The 18,448-nt window shown below is 72.6% G+C and carries 13 protein-coding genes; 11 read left to right on the top strand and 2 right to left on the bottom strand.

The features are described from left to right. Window positions 1-21: 21 nt before the first annotated feature. Window positions 22-321 carry an antitoxin gene (locus tag ACIODU_RS15840; protein ID WP_356427854.1) on the bottom strand — a complete coding sequence of 100 codons (300 nt, stop codon included), beginning with the start codon at window positions 319-321 and terminating at the stop codon, window positions 22-24. A 157-nt stretch (window positions 322-478) separates the two neighbouring features. Here ACIODU_RS15840 and miaA point away from each other — a divergent pair, with 157 nt between their 5' ends. The 6 genes from miaA (at window position 479) to hflX (ending at window position 8,716) form a co-directional block, all read left to right on the top strand. Then, complete coding sequence (gene miaA / locus ACIODU_RS15845) at window positions 479-1,417, top strand: tRNA (adenosine(37)-N6)-dimethylallyltransferase MiaA (protein WP_401767931.1); 939 nt, start codon at window positions 479-481, stop codon at window positions 1,415-1,417. 107 nt (window positions 1,418-1,524) lie between these two features. Then, complete coding sequence (locus tag ACIODU_RS15850; RefSeq protein WP_161309421.1) at window positions 1,525-1,962, top strand: hypothetical protein; 438 nt, start codon at window positions 1,525-1,527, stop codon at window positions 1,960-1,962. Window positions 1,963-2,081: 119 nt separating this feature from the next. Further along, complete coding sequence (gene dapF, locus ACIODU_RS15855) at window positions 2,082-2,996, top strand: diaminopimelate epimerase (RefSeq protein WP_401767933.1); 915 nt, start codon at window positions 2,082-2,084, stop codon at window positions 2,994-2,996. Window positions 2,997-3,190: 194 nt separating this feature from the next. Next, on the top strand, window positions 3,191-5,266 hold the full coding sequence (locus ACIODU_RS15860) for an HD domain-containing protein (RefSeq protein ID WP_356427845.1): 2,076 nt from the start codon (window positions 3,191-3,193) through the stop codon (window positions 5,264-5,266). A 249-nt stretch (window positions 5,267-5,515) separates the two neighbouring features. Continuing rightward, window positions 5,516-7,045: a M1 family metallopeptidase gene (locus ACIODU_RS15865; RefSeq protein WP_401767934.1), complete on the top strand. Its 1,530-nt coding sequence runs from the start codon at window positions 5,516-5,518 to the stop codon at window positions 7,043-7,045. A 159-nt stretch (window positions 7,046-7,204) separates the two neighbouring features. Next, a complete protein-coding gene (gene hflX, locus ACIODU_RS15870; protein ID WP_401767935.1) occupies window positions 7,205-8,716 on the top strand; it encodes a GTPase HflX in 1,512 nt (503 codons plus the stop codon). Between the two features lie 108 nt (window positions 8,717-8,824). On the opposite strand, the gene ACIODU_RS15875 is transcribed toward hflX, so the two are convergent. Continuing rightward, entirely contained in the window at window positions 8,825-10,042 is a 1,218-nt protein-coding gene (locus ACIODU_RS15875; protein WP_401767937.1) for a trypsin-like serine peptidase, read from the bottom strand. 287 nt (window positions 10,043-10,329) lie between these two features. Between ACIODU_RS15875 and ACIODU_RS15880 the strand changes: the two genes are divergently transcribed. The 5 genes from ACIODU_RS15880 (at window position 10,330) to ACIODU_RS15900 (ending at window position 18,342) form a co-directional block, all read left to right on the top strand. Then, a complete protein-coding gene (locus ACIODU_RS15880) occupies window positions 10,330-11,694 on the top strand; it encodes a diaminobutyrate--2-oxoglutarate transaminase family protein (protein WP_161309408.1) in 1,365 nt (454 codons plus the stop codon). A gap of 32 nt (window positions 11,695-11,726) precedes the next feature. Further along, on the top strand, window positions 11,727-13,652 hold the full coding sequence (locus ACIODU_RS15885; RefSeq protein ID WP_401767940.1) for an IucA/IucC family protein: 1,926 nt from the start codon (window positions 11,727-11,729) through the stop codon (window positions 13,650-13,652). 43 nt (window positions 13,653-13,695) lie between these two features. Beyond that, window positions 13,696-14,373 carry a GNAT family N-acetyltransferase gene (locus ACIODU_RS15890; protein WP_356427827.1) on the top strand — a complete coding sequence of 226 codons (678 nt, stop codon included), beginning with the start codon at window positions 13,696-13,698 and terminating at the stop codon, window positions 14,371-14,373. 142 nt (window positions 14,374-14,515) lie between these two features. Beyond that, window positions 14,516-16,333 (top strand): IucA/IucC family protein, encoded by a 1,818-nt coding sequence (locus ACIODU_RS15895; RefSeq protein ID WP_401768271.1) that lies wholly within the window; start codon window positions 14,516-14,518, stop codon window positions 16,331-16,333. Between the two features lie 38 nt (window positions 16,334-16,371). Beyond that, on the top strand, window positions 16,372-18,342 hold the full coding sequence (locus ACIODU_RS15900) for an ATP-dependent DNA helicase (RefSeq protein WP_401767942.1): 1,971 nt from the start codon (window positions 16,372-16,374) through the stop codon (window positions 18,340-18,342). Window positions 18,343-18,448: the final 106 nt, after the last annotated feature.

Raw genomic sequence — 18,448 nt, forward strand, 5'->3', positions numbered from 1 at the left:
AGGTTGGGCAGGTCCGACAGGTCAGGCCGGGGGAGGCGGGGTCCCTCCGGGCGGGGTGCCCCCGGGCGTGCCGCTCCCCGGGGTGGTGCCGCCGGACGCCGTGCCGCCGTCGTCCATGTGCGCGAGACGGTCCAACGCGCTCTTGGCCTTGCCCGCACCCGAGTCGATCTTGTCGCTGTACTTGCCCTTGGTCCGCTGGTCGACCGTGCGGGCTGCCTTGTCCAGCCCGTCGCCGATCTTGCCACCGTGCTGCTGGGCGAGGTCGGCGACCTTGTCCTTGGCCGGGGACAGCCTGGCCCTGAACGTATCCATGAGGCCCATGGCCCACCTTCCCTTGAACGACACATGAGTGGACAAATAAGCCCATCACGCTCATATCTCCCTTCCAGATTACGCTTCAGCGTCACGAACGCACTCCGGAATCGTTCCGTCACACAACTCGTTCGGGCGGAGGCCCGGAGTTTGCGAGACTGAGCAGGTGAGAACCGCAGCTCGCGCACCACGGGTCATCGCCGTCGTCGGTCCCACCGCGGCCGGCAAGTCCGATCTGGGCGTCCATCTCGCCCGGCAACTCGACGGTGAGGTCGTCAACGCCGACTCCATGCAGCTCTACCGGGGGATGGACATCGGGACAGCCAAACTGACGACGGAGGAGCGCGCCGGGGTCCCGCACCACCTCCTGGACATCTGGGACGTCACCGAGGCCGCCAGCGTCGCCGAGTACCAGCGGCTCGCCCGGGTGGAGATCGACCGGCTGCTCGCCGCGGGCCGTACCCCGGTGCTGGTCGGCGGCTCGGGGCTGTACGTACGGGGGGCCATCGACGCCCTCAACTTCCCCGGCACCGACCCCGAGGTGCGCGCGCGGCTGGAGGACGAACTGACCCTCCGCGGCTCCGGCGCGCTGCACGCCCGGCTGGCCGCCGCCGACCCCCCGGCCGGCCGCGCGATCCTGCCCAGCAACGGCCGCCGCATCGTCCGGGCGCTGGAGGTGATCGAGATCACCGGCAAGCCGTTCACCGCCAACCTCCCCGGCCACGAAGCGGTGTACGACACACTCCAGATCGGCGTCGACGTCGCCCGCCCCGAACTCGACGAACGGATCACCCGCCGGGTCGACCGCATGTGGGAGGCGGGGCTCGCGGACGAGGTACGCGCCCTGGAGGGGCGGGGTCTACGGGACGGGCGTACGGCCTCCCGCGCCCTCGGCTACCAGCAGTTGCTCGCCGCGCTCGCGCACGAGTGCACCGACGACGAGGCGCGGGCCGAGACCGTACGGGCCACGAAGCGCTTCGCACGACGTCAGGACTCGTGGTTCCGCCGCGACTCGCGCGTGCACTGGCTGAGCGGCGGAACGGAGCACCGCGAGGAACTCCCGCACCGGGCATTGACGTTGGTCGAACGAGCGGTCACAGCCTGATCACGTGATGGCATCGGGACGCTCAGGCCGTCATTCCCGTACCCGCGAGCGTGCCATCATCGAGCATCGATCGACCAGTGGAGTCCGAGTTGGGAGGGCGCGTGGCGATGGAGGCCGGCCCTCGCGACGGAGACCCCGCGGCGCGGCAGACCCAGGAGGACGCGCCGCGCCTGAGTCCCGACGGGCCCGACGAGGAGACCACCACCCCGGAGGTCGAGGTCGAACTGCGACCGCAGCGCAGGCTGCGGATCTGGCAGCTCGCGCCGATCGTGGTGCTCGCCGCGGTGGGGTCCCTGATGTTCGCCTTCCCGCTCGCCTTCGGTACGGGGGACGGCGGCGCGGTCGTCGCGATGCTGGGGCTGCTGATCAGCTGCTGCGCCGCCGGCTGGGGCATGATGGCCGCCCGCAAGGTGGGCCACGCCTGGCCGGGGCTGCCCGCCCGGGCCTCCGGGGAGCGCCCCGACTGGCGGGTCATCGCCCTGTACGTCACCGTGGGCGCGGCCGTGGTCGCCCTCGCCGTGTGGCGGGTCGCCCGGCTGCGCTGAGCGGTGCCCGATTCCGTACGCGCGATTCCGTACCCCGTGCTTACGTGCGCGTGATGCCGTACACCTGATCCTGTACGTCCGATCCGGTACGCCTGGCCTCGCGGGCCTGACCTCGTACGATGGATGGCGTGAGCACCTCGCCGACGGCATCCGCCGCACCGATCGCCTTCCTCAAGGGTCACGGGACCGAGAACGACTTCGTGATCATTCCCGACCCGGACAACGTCATCGACCTGCCCGCCCGCGCCGTGGCCGCGCTCTGCGACCGGCGGGCCGGCATCGGCGGCGACGGGCTGCTGCACGTCGTCCGGTCGGCGGCGCACCCCGAGGCGCGGGACATGGCCGGCGAGGCCGAGTGGTTCATGGACTACCGCAATGCCGACGGGTCCGTCGCGGAGATGTGCGGCAACGGCGTCCGCGTCTTCGCCCGCCACCTGCGGCGCGCCGGGCTGGTCGAGCCGGGCGACCTCGCCGTCGCCACCCGGGGCGGGGTGAAGAAGGTGCACCTCGCCAAGGGCCCGGGCGCCGACGACGGGGACATCACCGTCGACATGGGCCGCGCGGTGCTCCCCGGGGGCGAGGTGACGGTCACCGTGGACGGCCGCGCCACCGCCGCCCGTAACGTCAACATGGGCAACCCGCACGCCGTCACCTTCGTCGACGACCTGGCCCACGCGGGCACGCTCTTCACCGCGCCCGCCGTCACCCCGGCGACCGCGTACCCCGACGGGGTGAACGTCGAGTTCGTCGTCGGGCGCGGTCCCCGCCACGTCGCCATGCGCGTCCACGAACGCGGCTCGGGGGAGACCCGCTCCTGCGGTACGGGCGCCTGCGCCGTGGCCGTCGCCGCCGCCCGCAGGGACGGCGTGGACCCCGCGGTGACCGGAGAGCCCGTCACGTACACCGTGGACCTCCCCGGCGGCCGGCTGGTCGTCACGGAACGCCCGGACGGCGGCATCGAGATGACCGGCCCCGCCGTCATCGTGGCGGAAGGTCACCTCGAACCCGCCTGGCAGGCAACGCTGTTCGGCTGAGAAGCCGGCCGAGAGGGTGTCGCGAAGGTGTCGCGAGGGCACGGATCGACACCGAATGTTCGCTCGAACGAGTGATCAGTTTCACGCTGGGCGGGAGCTGGTCCGGACCACGTGGTGGGCTCGGTAGCATCAAGCACCGGCCCGGAGGGCGCTCCTGCTCCTCCGCCGCCGGTCGAAGCTGCCGGAGGTGCCCCATGAGCGCAGAGGCCACCAGCCCTGGTGCCCACGGCCGCAGACGCGGCCTTCCCCGGATCGACCTGCGCAGGATCGGCAGGGCCGCGCTGCTGGGGCCTGCCTCCAGAGGGCGGTTGTCGGACGCCATCGGCCATGTGGCCGACGCGCACCGGGCACACCACCCGGACGCCGACCTCTCCGTGCTGCACAAGGCGTACGTCCTGGCGGAGGCCTCGCACCGCGGGCAGTTCCGCAAGAGCGGCGAGCCGTACATCACCCATCCGCTGGCCGTGACGCTGATCCTCGCCGAACTGGGCGCGGAGACCACGACGTTGACCGCCTCCCTGCTCCACGACACCGTCGAGGACACGGACGTGACGCTTGATCAGGTACGGGCGGAGTTCGGCGCGGAGGTCTGCTATCTGGTCGACGGGGTGACCAAGCTGGAAAAGGTCGACTACGGGGCGGCGGCGGAGCCGGAGACGTTCCGCAAGATGCTGGTGGCGACGGGCAACGATGTCAGGGTCATGTCGATCAAACTGGCGGACCGGCTGCACAACATGCGCACCCTCGGGGTGATGCGCCCGGAGAAACAGGCCCGGATCGCCAAGGTCACCCGCGACGTCCTGATCCCGCTCGCCGAACGGCTCGGCGTCCAGGCGCTCAAGACCGAGCTGGAGGACCTGGTGTTCGCGATCCTCCACCCGGAGGAGTACGCCCGCACCCGCGCGCTGATCGCGGACAACGCCACCGCCGGGGACGCCCTCGCCGCGATCTGCGAGGACGTCAGGCAGGTGCTCCGCGAGGCGGACATCACCGCCGAAGTCCTGGTCAGGCCACGGCACTTCGTGTCCGTGCACCGCTCCCGGCTCAAACGCGGCGAGCTGCGCGGCACCGACTTCGGCCGGCTGCTGGTGCTGGTCGGCGAGGACGCCGACTGCTACGCGGTGCTGGGCGAACTGCACACCTGCTTCACCCCGGTGATCTCCGAGTTCAAGGACTTCATCGCCGCGCCCAAGTTCAACCTGTACCAGTCGCTCCACACGGCGGTCGCGGGACCGGACGGCGCCGTCGCCGAAGTCCTCATCCGTACGCACCAGATGCACAGCGTCGCCGAGGCGGGCGTGGTCGCCCTCGGTAACCCGTACGCCTCCGTGGACGTGGCGGAGCCGCAGGACGGCGAGCGGGCGGACCCGACGAGGCCCGGCTGGCTCTCCCGGCTCCTGGAGTGGCAGCAGGCGGCCCCCGACCCGGACACCTTCTGGACCACCCTGCGCGCGGACCTCGCCCAGGACGGCGAGATCACGGTCTTCCGGGCCGAGGGCGGCATGCTCGGGCTGCCCGCCGGGGCGAGCTGCGTGGACGCCGCGTACGCGCAGTACGGCGAGGCGGCGCACAGCTGCCTCGGCGCGCGCGTCAACGGCCGTCTGGCGACGCTCAGTACGGTCCTGCGGGACGGGGACACCGTCCAGCTGCTCCTGTCCCACGACGCGGCGTCCGGGCCCTCCCCGGAATGGCTCGACCACGCCCGTACCCCCGCCGCCAGGATCGCGATCACCGGGTGGCTGGCCGCGCACCCGGAGAGCGTCAAGGCGCCCGCCGCGACGCCCCGGGCGCCCGCCGCCCTCACCGCCGACCGGCGCGGGGCGTCCAACGCCGTGGTGGACCTGCCGGGCGCGACGGTACGGCTCGCGGGCTGCTGTACGCCCGTGCCGCCCGACGCGGCCGTCGGCTTCGCCGTACGCGGCGGCGCCGTCACCGTCCACCGCGAGGAGTGCCCCGCCGTCGGGCGGATGAAGGCGCTCGGCCGGGCGCCGGTCGGGGTGAGCTGGGGGGACGCGGCCGAATGCCGGGTCACGCTCTACGCCGAGTCCTTCGGCCGTCCCGGGCTGCTCGCGGACCTGACGGAGGCGATCGCCACGGCGGACGCGGCGATCGTCTCGGCGACCGTCGAACCGCCCAGCGAGCAGCGCGTCCGGCACACGTACACGCTCCAACTCCCCGACGCGGCGGGGCTGCCGAGCCTCATGCGCGCGATGCGGGACGTCCCGGGTGTGTACGACGTGAGCCGCGCCCAGCAGCCGGCCACGGCCTGAGGGCCTGTCGTTCGGGTCTCCGTGGCGTCGCGGTGTCCGGCACGCGCATCTGCCGCGTTCTCGTCGGTCAACGACGCTCCGCGTCGCCTCCCTCCTCCGCCTTGCAGCTGCACGCACCGGACACCGCTCCTTCTTCCACGGAGACCCGAACGACAGGCCCCGCCCCGCCCGGAGGGCCCCCGCACCCGTTCGGGTGGGATCCGCGCGGGTCGCCGGGGCGGGGCGGCCCGGCGCTGGTAGCGGTGGTCCATGCTGCTCACCTCCCGCCGGCTGCGCGCCGCCCTGCTCGCCGCCGCCTCGGCCACCCTCGTCGCCGCGACGCCCTCCGCGGCGCCGCCCCCGCCCGAGCCGCTCGGCATCGGCGATCCGCTCTTCCCGACGCTGGGCAACCCCGGGTACGACGTCCTCACCTACGACCTCGATCTCACCTACGGCGGCGACCACAGCAAGCCGCTGGACAGCGTCACCAAGATCGACGCCGTGACGACGCAGCGGCTGGAGCGGATCAACCTCGACTTCACCCACGGTGTGGTCCGCTCGGTGCGGGTCAACGGCGAGCCCGCCACCTTCGCCACCGCCGGGGAGGACCTGGTCGTCACCCCCGCCAGGCCGCTCGGCGCGGGCGCCCGCATGGCGGTCACCGTCAGCCACACCAGCGACCCCCGGGGCACGGCGGGCGGCTGGGTGCGCACCACCGACGGACTGGTGATGGCCAACCAGGCGGACGCCGGACACCGCGTCTTCCCCGGCAACGACCACCCCGCCGACAAGGCCTACTTCACCTTCCGTATCACCGTCCCCGGGGACCTGACGGCCGTGGCCAACGGTCTGCCGGAGGAGAAGAACCGCTCGGGCGCGACCACCACCTGGACCTACCGCACCCACCACCCCATGGCCACCGAACTGGCGCAGGTCTCCATCGGGAAGTCGGCCGTCCTGCACCGGGAGGGACCGCGCGGACTGCCGGTACGGGACGTCGTCCCGGCCGCCGACACGGCGAAGCTGGAGCCCTGGCTCAAGAAGACCCCCGCGCAGCTCAGCTGGATGGAGGAGCAGGTCGGCCCGTACCCCTTCGAGACGTACGGACTGCTGATCGCCACCGCCGAGACCGGCTTCGAACTGGAGACCCAGACCCTCTCCCTCTTCGAACGCGCCCTCTTCACCCGGCCCGGGTTCGAGGAGTCGTACGTCGACGCGATCATGGTCCACGAACTGGCCCACCAGTGGTTCGGCAACAGCGTCACCCCGCGCACCTGGTCCGACCTGTGGCTCAACGAAGGACACGCGAGCTGGTACGAGGCCCTCTACGCCGAGCGGTACGGCAAGAAGCCGCTGGTGGAGCGGATGCGCGCCGCGTACGAGATGTCCGACGGCTGGCGCGCCGGGGGAGGGCCGCCCGCCGCCCCCGAGCCGCCCACGCCGGGTCACCAGATCAGCCTCTTCCGGCCGGTCGTCTACGACGGCAGCGCCCTGGTGCTCTACGCGCTGCGCCAGGAGATCGGCGCGAGCGCCTTCCAGCGGCTGGAACGGCTCTGGGTGCGGCAGCACCGGGACGCCACGGCCGGCACGGCCGACTTCACCGCGCTGGCCTCGGAGGTCGCGGGGCGTGACCTGAGCGGCTTCTTCCGGGTCTGGCTGTACGGGAAGAAGACGCCGCCGATGCCCGGGCACCCGGACTGGCGCGCCGGGACCGCGCCCGCCAACCGGCCCGGCGGCCGGGACACGGCCCCCGGGGCGGCCCCGGACACGGCACGGGAACAGCCCGTGAAACCGGAGTGACGGCCGGGCGGAAGCGTGCCACCATCAACGGGTCGGACAGCGGGCGGCGCGGCCGGGAATCAATCCGGACCGTCACGCGTTGTGACGATAGTGGGAAAAGCCGGGGCCCTGGGCCGAGGCTTCTCCCGCATTCACTTCCCCCAGCGACGTAAGGATCCAATGACCTCCTCTTCCTCCCCTTCCCAGAACGCGCAGACCTTCGCGGACGACAGCGCTGCGGACACCCGCACGGACAGCCTTCGGGCCGATGCTCTGATGGAAGAGGACGTCGCCTGGAGCCATGAGATCGACGGGGAGCGGGACGGCGAGCAGCTCGACCGCTCCGACCGCGCGGCCCTGCGCCGTGTGGTGGGTCTGTCCACGGAGCTCGAAGACGTCACCGAGGTCGAGTACCGGCAGCTGCGCCTGGAGCGTGTGGTGCTCGTCGGCGTGTGGACGTCGGGGACCGTGCAGGACTCCGAGAACTCCCTCGCGGAGCTGGCGGCGCTCGCCGAGACGGCCGGCGCCCTGGTGCTCGACGGAGTGATCCAGCGCCGTGACCGGCCCGACCCGGCGACGTACATCGGCTCCGGCAAGGCCCAGGAGCTGCGGGACATCGTCCTGGAGAGCGGCGCCGACACGGTGGTCTGCGACGGTGAGCTGAGCCCCGGCCAGCTCATCCACCTCGAGGACGTCGTCAAGGTCAAGGTCGTCGACCGTACGGCCCTGATCCTCGACATCTTCGCCCAGCACGCCAAGTCCCGTGAGGGCAAGGCGCAGGTCGCGCTCGCCCAGATGCAGTACATGCTGCCGAGGCTGCGCGGCTGGGGCCAGTCGCTCTCCCGGCAGATGGGTGGCGGCGGCGGTGGCGGCATGGCCACGCGCGGTCCCGGTGAGACCAAGATCGAGACGGACCGGCGCCGGATCCGCGAGAAGATGGCGAAGATGCGCCGGGAGATCGCGGAGATGAAGACCGGCCGCGAGATCAAGCGGCAGGAGCGGCGCCGCAACCGGGTGCCGTCGGTCGCGATCGCCGGATACACCAACGCCGGCAAGTCGTCCCTGCTCAACCGCCTCACGGGCGCCGGGGTGCTGGTGGAGAACTCGCTGTTCGCCACCCTGGACCCCACCGTGCGCCGCGCCGAGACGCCGAGCGGCCGGATCTACACGCTGGCCGACACGGTCGGCTTCGTCCGGCACCTGCCGCACCACCTGGTGGAGGCGTTCCGCTCCACGATGGAGGAGGTCGGCAACTCCGACCTGATCCTGCACGTGGTGGACGGTTCGCACCCCGCGCCGGAGGAGCAGCTGGCCGCCGTGCGCGAGGTCGTCCGTGACGTGGGCGCGGTGGACGTGCGCGAGATCGTCGTGATCAACAAGGCCGACGCGGCCGATCCGGTGGTGCTCCAGCGGCTGCTGGGCGCCGAGCGGTACGCGATCGCGGTGTCGGCCCGTACGGGCCAGGGCATCGCCGAGCTGCTCGCGCTCATCGACGCCGAGCTGCCCCGGCCCGAGGTCGGGGTCGAGGTGCTCGTGCCGTACACGCTGGGCGCGCTCGTCTCCCGGGTGCACGCCGAGGGCGAGGTCCTTTCCGAGGAGCACACCCCGGAGGGCACGCTTCTCAAGGCACGGGTCCACGAGGAACTGGCGGCGGCGCTGTCCGCGTACGTGCCGGTGCCGGTGGCGCCCTGACCGTACGAAAGCGCATGGGACTGAGCGTCGTTCCACGCCAAGGGGCCCGATCCCTCCTCACGAGGGATCGGGCCCCTTGGCCGTCGTTCGTCCGGGTTTCCGTGCTGCCTAGTCCGCGAACTTCTCGCTGACCGCGTCGTAGATGCCCTTCGCCACGTCACCGAGGCGCGGGCCCGCCAGCCAGCCGGCCTTCACCGGGCCGATCGACGTGTTGGACACCAGGGCGGGCTTGCCGTCCGCGCCCGCCGCGACCCAGCCGCCGCCCGACGAACCGCCCGTCATCGTGCACCCGATGCGGTACATCGTCGGATCGTCCGCCTTCAGCGACAGACGGCCCGGCCGGTCCGCGCACTGGAACTGCTTCTGGCCCTCGAAGGGCGGCGCCGCCGGGTAGCCGGTGGCCGTCACGCTCGTGATGTCCGCCGTGGCCGGGGCGTCGAAGTCGACCGGCAGCGCCGCGCCGACCGTCTCCTCCAGGGACGCGCCCGTGCCGCCCTTCTCCGGCGTCACGTGGATGACCGCGAAGTCGTAGGGCGCGCCCTGACCACCGGTGGACGAGCCCTGCGCGATCCACTGGTCGGACGTCTGCGCCCCGTCCGCCCACCACAGGCCGTGCGGAGCCTGCTTGTCGGGGTCGGCCTGCAACTCGGCCTCCGACAGGCCGTCGTTGTTGTACGAGGGGACGAAGACCAGGTTGCGGTACCAGCCGCCGTCCTTGCCGGCGTGCACACAATGGCCCGCCGTCCAGACCATGTTGGACTTGCCGGGGTGGGCCGGGTCCTGGACCACGGTCGCCGAGCAGACCATCGACCCCTTGGGGCCGTCGAAGAACAGCTTCCCCGACGCGGGCTCGGCGGCGTCGTACGGCGTGCTCACGGCCTGGGCCTCGACCGGCTGCGGCGTCGGGTCGGTGACCCCCGCGTCGCCCGAGATGTCGTGGGCCTCGACCGGCTGCTCCGGGGGCTTCTGCGCGTCGCGCATCCGGTCCGGGTCCCAGAGGTCCTTGATGATCGGGTTGACGAAGTCCCTGGCCTCACGCAGCCACTTGTCCTTGTCCCAGTCCTTCCACTCGCCGTTCTTCCACTTGTCCATGTCGATCCCGCGCTCCTTGAGGCGCTCCTTGAGATCGTCGGGGATCCGGATCTTGCCGTCGGCGGGCGCGGCGCTCGCGGTGGACGAGCCGGACGCGGTGTCGTCGCCCGAACCGCAGGCCGTGGCGGTGAGTGCCAGCACCGTGGCCAGGGAGACCGCCGCGAGCGCGGACGGCATCCCGCGCCCCGCGCGCCTTCCCCTGCGGTCGGCGGACGTCGGGCGAATGGGTCGCATGCGTGAATCCCCCTGGGACTTCGGAGTTGTTCTCAGCTGTAGGAACCGGCGGCGCCCCCGGTCACGGTCCTGGACGCCGGACGCGCCCCCAACTATGCCGTTGCCGATGGGGACGGCGTACGGCAGGGGCGTGGTTCCGGACCCAAGGATCTTCCCACGGGCCCGTGATCCCGGGCGTTCCCCGTCGTTGACATGTGCGGGGACAAACAGCGTCCACCGCCGGGCCCCGGCGGGCGGACGCCGTACCGACCGACAACGTATCCGTGACTGCGGGAGGACCATCAGCCGTGGCCGTGACCGAACCAGCTCCGGCGGCACCGACCGTCGCACACGAGGGCATTCTGCGGCGCCAGGCGCTGCGTGAATCGGCGGCTCGTACGTATGCGAGGTCGCTGCCCATCGTCCCCGTACGCGCCCGGGGCCTGACCATCGAAGGCGCCGACGGCAGACGGTACTTGGACTGCCTGTCCGGCGCGGGCACCCTGGCGCTCGGGCACAACCACCCGGTCGTCCTGGAGGCGATCAGGAAGGTCCTCGACTCCGGGGCCCCGCTCCACGTCCTGGACCTCGCCACCCCGGTGAAGGACGCCTTCACCACGGAGTTGTTCGCGACGCTGCCCGCGCGGTTCGCGCGCCACGCGCGGGTGCAGTTCTGCGGTCCCGCAGGCACCGACGCCGTCGAGGCCGCGCTCAAGCTGGTCCGTACCGCCACCGGCCGCGCGGGCCTCCTCTCCTTCACCGGCGCCTACCACGGGATGACGGCCGGGGCCCTCGCGGCGTCCGGCGGAGCCCCCGACGTACGGGTGACACGGCTTCCGTACCCGTACGACTACCGGTGCCCGTTCGGCATCGGCGGGGAGCGCGGCGCCGAACTCGCCGCCCGCTGGACCGAGAACCTTCTCGACGACCCCAAGGGCGGGGTGGCCGCGCCCGCCGCGATGATCCTCGAACCGGTGCAGGGCGAGGGCGGAGTGATCCCCGCCCCGGACGCGTGGCTGCGCAGGATGCGGGAGATCACGGCGGCCCGCTCCATCCCGCTCATCGCGGACGAGGTGCAGACAGGAGTCGGGCGGACCGGTACCTTCTGGGCCGTGGAGCACAGCGGAATCACCCCTGACGTCATGGTTCTCTCCAAGGCGATCGGCGGCTCCCTCCCGCTGGCGGTGATCGTCTACCACGAGGATCTCGACTGCTGGCCGCCCGGCGCCCACGCGGGGACGTTCCGCGGCAACCAGCTCGCCATGGCGGCGGGCGCGGCGACCCTCGCGTACGTCAGGGAGAACCGGCTCGCCGAACGCGCCGCGCTCCTCGGTGCCCGCATGCTGGGACAGCTCCAGGGACTCGCCGCAAACCACCCCTGCATCGGGGACGTCCGGGGCCGGGGCCTCATGATCGGGGTGGAGCTGGTCTCCCCGGAGGCCGACGCCCCCGCTCCGCCCGACCCCGTCCTCGCCAGGGCCGTCCAGCAGGAGTGCCTTCGCCGCGGGCTCATCGTCGAGCTCGGCGGCCGGCAGTCCGCCGTCGTCCGGCTGCTCCCTCCCCTCACGCTCACCGACGAACAGGCCGCGGCGGTCCTCGACCGGTTCGCCGACGCCCTGGCCGCGGCCGAGCGGGGAGCGCTCCTCCGGACAGAATCCGGTCCGTCGCACTGACCCCGGACCCCTTCACAAGGAAGCCCCCACTCGTGAACCCCACCGCACCCGATGCGCCCGAGGCCGACGGCCGTTCCTCCGCCGAGACCCCCCTCACCGTCGAGTCGGCGACGGTGCCGCGGCAACAGGTCGCGAGCCCCGCCGAGACGCGCCCGCCGTCCGCGGGCCCGGCCGCCCCCACCGCTGTCGCCGCCCCCACCGGCGACCGGTCCGGCCACCCCGGCGACCGGTCCGGCCGCCCCGACCACCTCGACCACCCCGACCCGCAGAAGGCGGCCGACGCGGCGGCGGTCGAGAACCTGCTGCGCTGCTGGGTACGGGAGAACGGCATCGCCCGCCCCGACGGCGACGTGCTGCGCGTCCCGCTCCACGTGAGCGGCACCGCCCTGCTCGTACCGCTCCGGTACTGGTCCGCCACCGGCTGGCACCGCTTCGGCATGCCGTTCCTGGAGAGCGCCCCGAGCGACGCCCCGGCCGTCGAGGCCGTCACCCTCGCGGCGCTCCTCGGCCGCGAGTCGGGCCGCTTCCAGGGCACCGACCTCGTCGGCAGGGTCGCCGATTCCGTACGCCACACCGCCGCGTTCCTCACCGACCGGCGCCGCCGCCCCGGGCCCACCGCCGGCGCCGACCTCTTCCTCACCGCCGAGCAGTCACTCGTCCTCGGCCACCCCCTGCACCCCACCCCCAAGAGCCGCGAAGGGCTCTCCGAGGCCGAAGCCCGGCTCTACTCACCGGAGTTGCGCGGCTCGTTCCCGCTCCACTGGATGGCCGTCGACCGGTCCGTCCTCGCCACCGACTCCGCCTGGACCGAACAGGGCCGTGTGATCACGGCGGGACAGCTCACCGCCCGCCTCCTCGGCGACCTGCCCCTCCCCGACCACACCGTCCCGCTGCCCCTCCACCCCTGGCAGGCACGGGACCTGAGGCACCGTCAGGAAGTCGCGGGCCTCTTCGACGCGGGACTCCTCCACGACCTCGGCCCGCAGGGCGACTCCTGGCACCCCACCTCCTCGATCCGCACCGTGCACCGGCCGGGCGCCCCGGCCATGCTCAAGCTCTCCCTCGGCCTGCGCATCACCAACTCCCGCCGGGAGAACCTCCGCAAGGAACTCCACCGCGGCGTCGAGGTCCACCGCCTGCTGCGCGGCGGGCTCGGCAAGGAGTGGCAGGCCGCCCACCCCGGCTTCGACATCGTCCGCGACCCCGCCTGGCTCGCCGTCGACACCCCGGACGGACACCCCGTCACCGGACTCGACGTCATGCTGCGCCACAATCCGTTCCGCCCCGGTGACGACGCCGTCTGCATCGCCGCGCTGACCGCGCCCCGGCCGTACCCCGGCAGGTCCGGTACGCACTCCCGGCTCGCCGCGACCGTCGCCGCGCTGGCCGCCCGTACCGGCCGCTCCACCGCCGCCGTGTCCGCCGAGTGGTTCCTGCGCTACCTCGACCACGTCGTGCGCCCCGTGCTCTGGCTGGACGGCACCGCGGGCATCGCCCTGGAGGCCCACCAGCAGAACACCCTGGTGCTGCTCGACGCCGACGGCTGGCCGGCCGGCGGACGCTACCGCGACAACCAGGGCTACTACTTCCGCGAGTCGTACCGCGCCGCCCTGGACCGCCGCCTCCCGGGCATCGGGGAGGTCAGCGACACCTTCGTCTCCGACGCGGTCACCGACGAACGCTTCGCCTACTACCTCGGGATCAACAACGTCCTCGGCCTGATCGGCGCCTTCGGTGCGCAGGGGCTCGCCGACGAGCGGGTGCTCCTCGCCGCCCTGCGCCAGTTCCTCGCCGGGGCGGCGTCGCTCGGCTCGCCGCTGCCCGCGCTCCTCCTGGAAGCCCCCACCCTGCGCTGCAAGGCCAACCTGCTCACCCGGCTGCACGGCCTCGACGAACTGGTCGGGCCCGTCGACACCCAGTCCGTCTACGTCACCATCACCAACCCCCTTCGCCGTTGAAGGAACACCTCCCTGTCCGAACTGCCGAGAGGAGAGCGCCACTGTGCCTCCCACCGATGCGAGCGCCGAGGACACCCTTGACCTGCGGCTGACCGACGAGCTGGTCGCGCTGTTCGCGGACGGGGATCCGCCCGGCCGTGCCCCGGACGGCCGGCTCCTCGATTCCCCCGCCGGGTGGGGGCCCGTCACCACCTCCGTCGGTGTCTTCCAACTCGTCCCGGTACGAGTCGAGCGCGACCTTTCCCTGATCAGCCGGTGGATGAACGATCCTGCCGTCGCCGCGTTCTGGGAGCTGGCGGGGCCCGAGTCCGTCACCGCCGACCACCTGCGGCCACAGCTCGACGGCGACGGGCGCAGCGCCCCGTGCCTCGGCGTGCTCGGCGGGATCCCCATGAGCTACTGGGAGATCTACCGGGCCGATCTCGACCCGCTCGCGCGCCACTACCCGGCCCGCCCGCACGACACCGGGATCCACCTCCTCCTGGGAGGCGTCACCGACCGGGGCCGGGGCGTCGGCACCGCCCTCCTCAGGGCCGTCGCCGACCTGGTGCTCGACCACCGTCCCCGCTGCGGACGCGTCGTCGCCGAACCCGACCTCCGTAACACCCCCTCCGTCTCCGCGTTCCTCAGCGCCGGGTTCCGCTTCGGCGCCGAGATCGACCTCCCCGACAAGAGAGCCGCCCTGATGGTCCGCGAACGCGCCCTCCGTGACCTGCTCTGACCGGACCGCCGCCTTGAACACACCCCTCGATCCCTTCCGGTTCACCTCCCGAGGAGTCCCCGTGCCTCAGTCCTCCGTCACCCACGACTCCAGCCACGACGCGGCTCACGACACGGGCCATCACGCGGGCCACGACGCGGCCATAGCCGCTGAGGGCCCATCCGCCGCCGAAGGCTCCGCCGCCCTGTTCTCGCCGCCCGAGCTGAACCCGCGGGCCTGGGACCGCGCGGCCGCCCGCCTTCTGGCGAAGATGCTCGGGGAGTTCGCGTACGAGGAGATCATCGAGCCGCGCCCCGGCGAGGCCGACGGCCTCTACACCCTCACGCTCGACGCCGGCGGGACGCTGATCTTCCGCGCCGCCCGCGGCTCGTACGGCAGCTGGCGCGTCGACGCCGACAGCGTCACGTCGGAGGGCCGGCCCTTCACGGACCCGCTGCGCTTCCTGCTCCTGGCCCGCGGACTCCTCGCGCTCGACGGCGCGACCCTCGGCCACCTGGTGCGCGAACTCACCACCACCCTCGCCGCCGACGTCAGGCTCGACCACACCGCCCTCAGCGCCGCCCGCCTCGCCGACCTCGGGTACGCGGAACTGGAAGGGCACCAGACCGGCCACCCCTGGATCGTCCTCAACAAGGGCAGAATCGGCTTCTCCGCGCCCGACGCCGCCCGCTGGGCCCCCGAGGCCCGCACCCCCGCCGCGCTCCCGTGGATCGCCGTCAGCACCTCGCTCGCCACCTATCGCGGCGTCCCCGCCCTGCACGCCCCCGACCTGCTGTACACCCTCGAACTCGACGCGGCCGTCCGCGAGCGCTACGACCGCGTCCTGCGCGACCGGGGCCTCGACCCCGCCACGTACCTCTATCTGCCCGTCCACCCCTGGCAGTGGGACGAGGTGCTGCTCCCGCTCTACACGCCCGAGATAGCCCGCGGAGCCGTCGTACCGCTGCCCTCCGACGGCGACCTCCGGCTGCCGCAGCAGTCCGTCAGGACCTTCCTCAACGTCGACCGGCCCGACCGGCACACCGTCAAACTGCCGCTGTCCGTCCTCAACACCCTCGTCTGGCGCGGCCTGCCCACCGAACGCACCCTCGCCGCCCCCGCCGTCACCGCCTGGGTGCACGGACTGCGCGACGCCGACCCCTTCCTGCGCGACGAGTGCGGGGTGATCCTCCTCGGCGAGGTGGCGTCCGTGGCCGTGGAGCATCCGCTGTACGACCACCTCCCCGAGGTCCCGTACCAGTACAAGGAACTGCTCGGCGCGATCTGGCGCGAACCCCTCGACGCGCGGCTGGCCCCCGGCGAGCGCGCCCGTACCCTCGCGTCCCTGCTCCAGACCGACCCGCGCGGCCGGGCCCTCACCGCCGAGCTCGTCGCCCGTTCCGGACTGGCGCCCGCCGTCTGGCTCGAACGGCTCTTCGCCGCCCTGCTGCCGCCGCTGCTGCACTTCCTCTACCGGTACGGGACGGTCTTCTCCCCGCACGGCGAGAACGCCATCGTCGTCTTCGACGACCAGGACGTGCCGGTCCGGCTCGCGATCAAGGACTTCGTCGACGACGTGAACGTCAGCGCCCTGCCGCTGCCCGAGCACGACACGATGCCCCGCGAGGTGAAGGACATCCTGCTCACCGAAGAACCCGGCTTCCTGGTGCAGTTCATCCATTCCGGGCTCTTCGTCGGTGTGTTCCGCTATCTGGCGCCCCTCTGCGAGGAACAACTGGGCGTGCCCGAGAACCAGTTCTGGTCCCTCGTACGGGCGGAGGTCGTCCGGCACCAGGACCGCTTCCCCGAACTCCGGGATCGCTTCGAGACGTTCGACCTGCTCACCCCCCGTATCGCGCGCCTGTGCCTCAACCGGAACCGGCTCCACCTCGACGGCTACCGCGACCGCGCGCAGCGCCCGCACGCCGCCGTGCACGGTACGGTTCCCAACCCGCTGGCCTCCCCGCCGGGCGGTGGGTGAACGCCGTTGTCAGTGGTGCACCGTAGGGTGGTCGGGCTATGACGAAGCCAACACTCCCCGAGCTCCTCCATGCCGCCGTGACCTCGGTCGGCGGCGTGGAACGGCCAGGCCAGGTCACCATGGCCGAGGCCGTCGCCGAAGCCATCGACACCCCGTCCCACCTCCTCGTGCAGGCCGGCACCGGCACCGGAAAGTCCCTCGGCTATCTGGTGCCCGCGCTGGCGCACGGAGAGCGCGTCGTGGTGGCCACGGCGACGCTGGCGCTGCAACGCCAGCTCGTGGAGCGTGATCTTCCGCGTACGGTCGACGCGCTGCACCCGCTGCTGCGGCGGCGGCCCGAGTTCGCCATGCTCAAGGGCCGGTCCAACTACCTCTGTCTGCACCGCCTCCGCGAGGGCATGCCGCAGGAGGAGGAAGAGGGGCTCTTCGACCAGTTCGAGGCGGCCGCGCCCACCAGCAAACTGGGCCAGGACCTGCTCCGGATGCGGGACTGGGCCGACGAGACGGAGACCGGGGACCGCGACGACCTCACCCCCGGAGTCTCCGACCGGGCCTGGGCGCAGATCTCCGTCTCCTCCCGGGAGTGCCTGGGGGCGACGAAGTGCGCCTACGGCGCCGAGTGCTTCGCCGAGCTGGCCCGTGAGCGCGCCAAGCTCGCCGACGTCGTGGTGACCAACCACGCCCTGCTCGCGATCGACGCGATCGAGGGCGCGCCGGTCCTTCCGCAGCACGAGGTGCTGATCGTCGACGAGGCCCATGAGCTGGTCTCCCGCGTCACCGGGGTCGCCACCGGCGAGCTGACCCCCGGCCAGGTCAACCGCGCGGTGCGGCGGGCCGCCCGGCTGGTCAATGAAAAGGTCGCCGACGAGCTCCAGACGGCCGCCGAGACCTTCGAGCGGCTGATGGAGCTGGCCCTGCCCGGCCGCCTCGAAGAGGTCCCCGAGGATCTCGGTTACGCGCTGATGTCGCTGCGTGACGCCTCGCGTGCGGTGATCTCGGCGCTCGGCTCGACCCGCGACAAGTCCGTCCAGGACGAGGACGTCGTACGGAAGCAGGCGCTCGCCGCCGTCGAGAGCGTCCACGGCGTGGCGGAGCGGATCGCGAACGGGTCCGAGTGGGACGTCGTCTGGTACGAACGCCACGACCGGTTCGGCGCGTCCCTGAGGGTCGCGCCGCTCTCCGTGTCGGGGCTGCTGCGGGAGAAGCTCTTCGCGGACCGCTCGGTCGTCCTGACCTCCGCCACGCTCAAGCTGGGCGGGGACTTCAACGGGGTGGGCGCCTCGCTGGGCCTGGCGCCGGAGGGCACGGCGGGCGACGACGTCCCGCAGTGGAAGGGCCTCGACGTGGGCTCGCCGTTCGACTACCCGAAGCAGGGGATCCTGTACGTCGCCCGCCACCTGGCCACGCCGGGCCGGGAGGGCTCGCGCGGCGACATGATGGACGAGCTGGCGGAGCTGGTCGAGGCGGCCGGTGGTCGTACGCTCGGGCTGTTCTCCTCCATGCGGGCCGCGCAGGCGGCGGCGGAGGAGCTGCGCGTACGGCTGGACGTGCCGATCCTGCTCCAGGGCGAGGAGACGCTCGGCGAGCTGATCAAGGCGTACGCGGCCGATCCCCGGACGTGCCTGTTCGGCACGCTCTCGCTGTGGCAGGGCGTCGACGTGCCGGGGCCCAGCTCGCAGCTGGTGGTGATGGACCGCATCCCGTTCCCGCGCCCGGACGACCCGCTGATGAGCGCGCGCCAGAAGGCGGTGGAGGAGGCGGGCGGCAACGGTTTCATGGCGGTGGCCGCGACGCACGCGGCGCTGCTGATGGCCCAGGGCGCCGGACGGCTGGTCCGGGCGAGCGGGGACCGGGGTGTGGTGGCGGTCCTGGACCCCCGGCTGGCGAACGCGCGGTACGGCAGCTTCCTGCGGGCGTCGCTGCCCGCGTTCTGGTACACGACGGACGGCGCCCAGGTCCGGCGCTCCCTGGCCGCGATCGACGCGAAGGCGAAGGCGGACGGTCTGTGAGCGGGGCGGTCGGTCACTGGCGGTGTCTGTCGGTCGCTGACGGTGTCAGAACGTGAACGGGGCTCCCGGGACCTGAGGTCCGGGGAGCCCCGTTCGGAGCCGGCAG

It is taken from the genome of Streptomyces sp. NPDC088261, from assembly GCF_044740805.1.
Taxonomy (GTDB): Bacteria; Actinomycetota; Actinomycetes; order Streptomycetales; family Streptomycetaceae; genus Streptomyces.

What these genes read in the sequence shown, in the direction of transcription:
- ACIODU_RS15840 (WP_356427854.1), bottom strand. Translation starts at nt 321, where the DNA reads ATGGGCCTCATGGATACGTTCAGGGCCAGGCTGTCCCCGGCCAAGGAC.
- ACIODU_RS15850 (WP_161309421.1), top strand. Translation starts at nt 1,525, where the DNA reads ATGGAGGCCGGCCCTCGCGACGGAGACCCCGCGGCGCGGCAGACCCAG.
- dapF (WP_401767933.1), top strand. Translation starts at nt 2,082, where the DNA reads ATGGATGGCGTGAGCACCTCGCCGACGGCATCCGCCGCACCGATCGCC.
- ACIODU_RS15860 (WP_356427845.1), top strand. Translation starts at nt 3,191, where the DNA reads ATGAGCGCAGAGGCCACCAGCCCTGGTGCCCACGGCCGCAGACGCGGC.
- ACIODU_RS15865 (WP_401767934.1), top strand. Translation starts at nt 5,516, where the DNA reads ATGCTGCTCACCTCCCGCCGGCTGCGCGCCGCCCTGCTCGCCGCCGCC.
- hflX (WP_401767935.1), top strand. Translation starts at nt 7,205, where the DNA reads ATGACCTCCTCTTCCTCCCCTTCCCAGAACGCGCAGACCTTCGCGGAC.
- ACIODU_RS15875 (WP_401767937.1), bottom strand. Translation starts at nt 10,042, where the DNA reads ATGCGACCCATTCGCCCGACGTCCGCCGACCGCAGGGGAAGGCGCGCG.
- ACIODU_RS15900 (WP_401767942.1), top strand. Translation starts at nt 16,372, where the DNA reads ATGACGAAGCCAACACTCCCCGAGCTCCTCCATGCCGCCGTGACCTCG.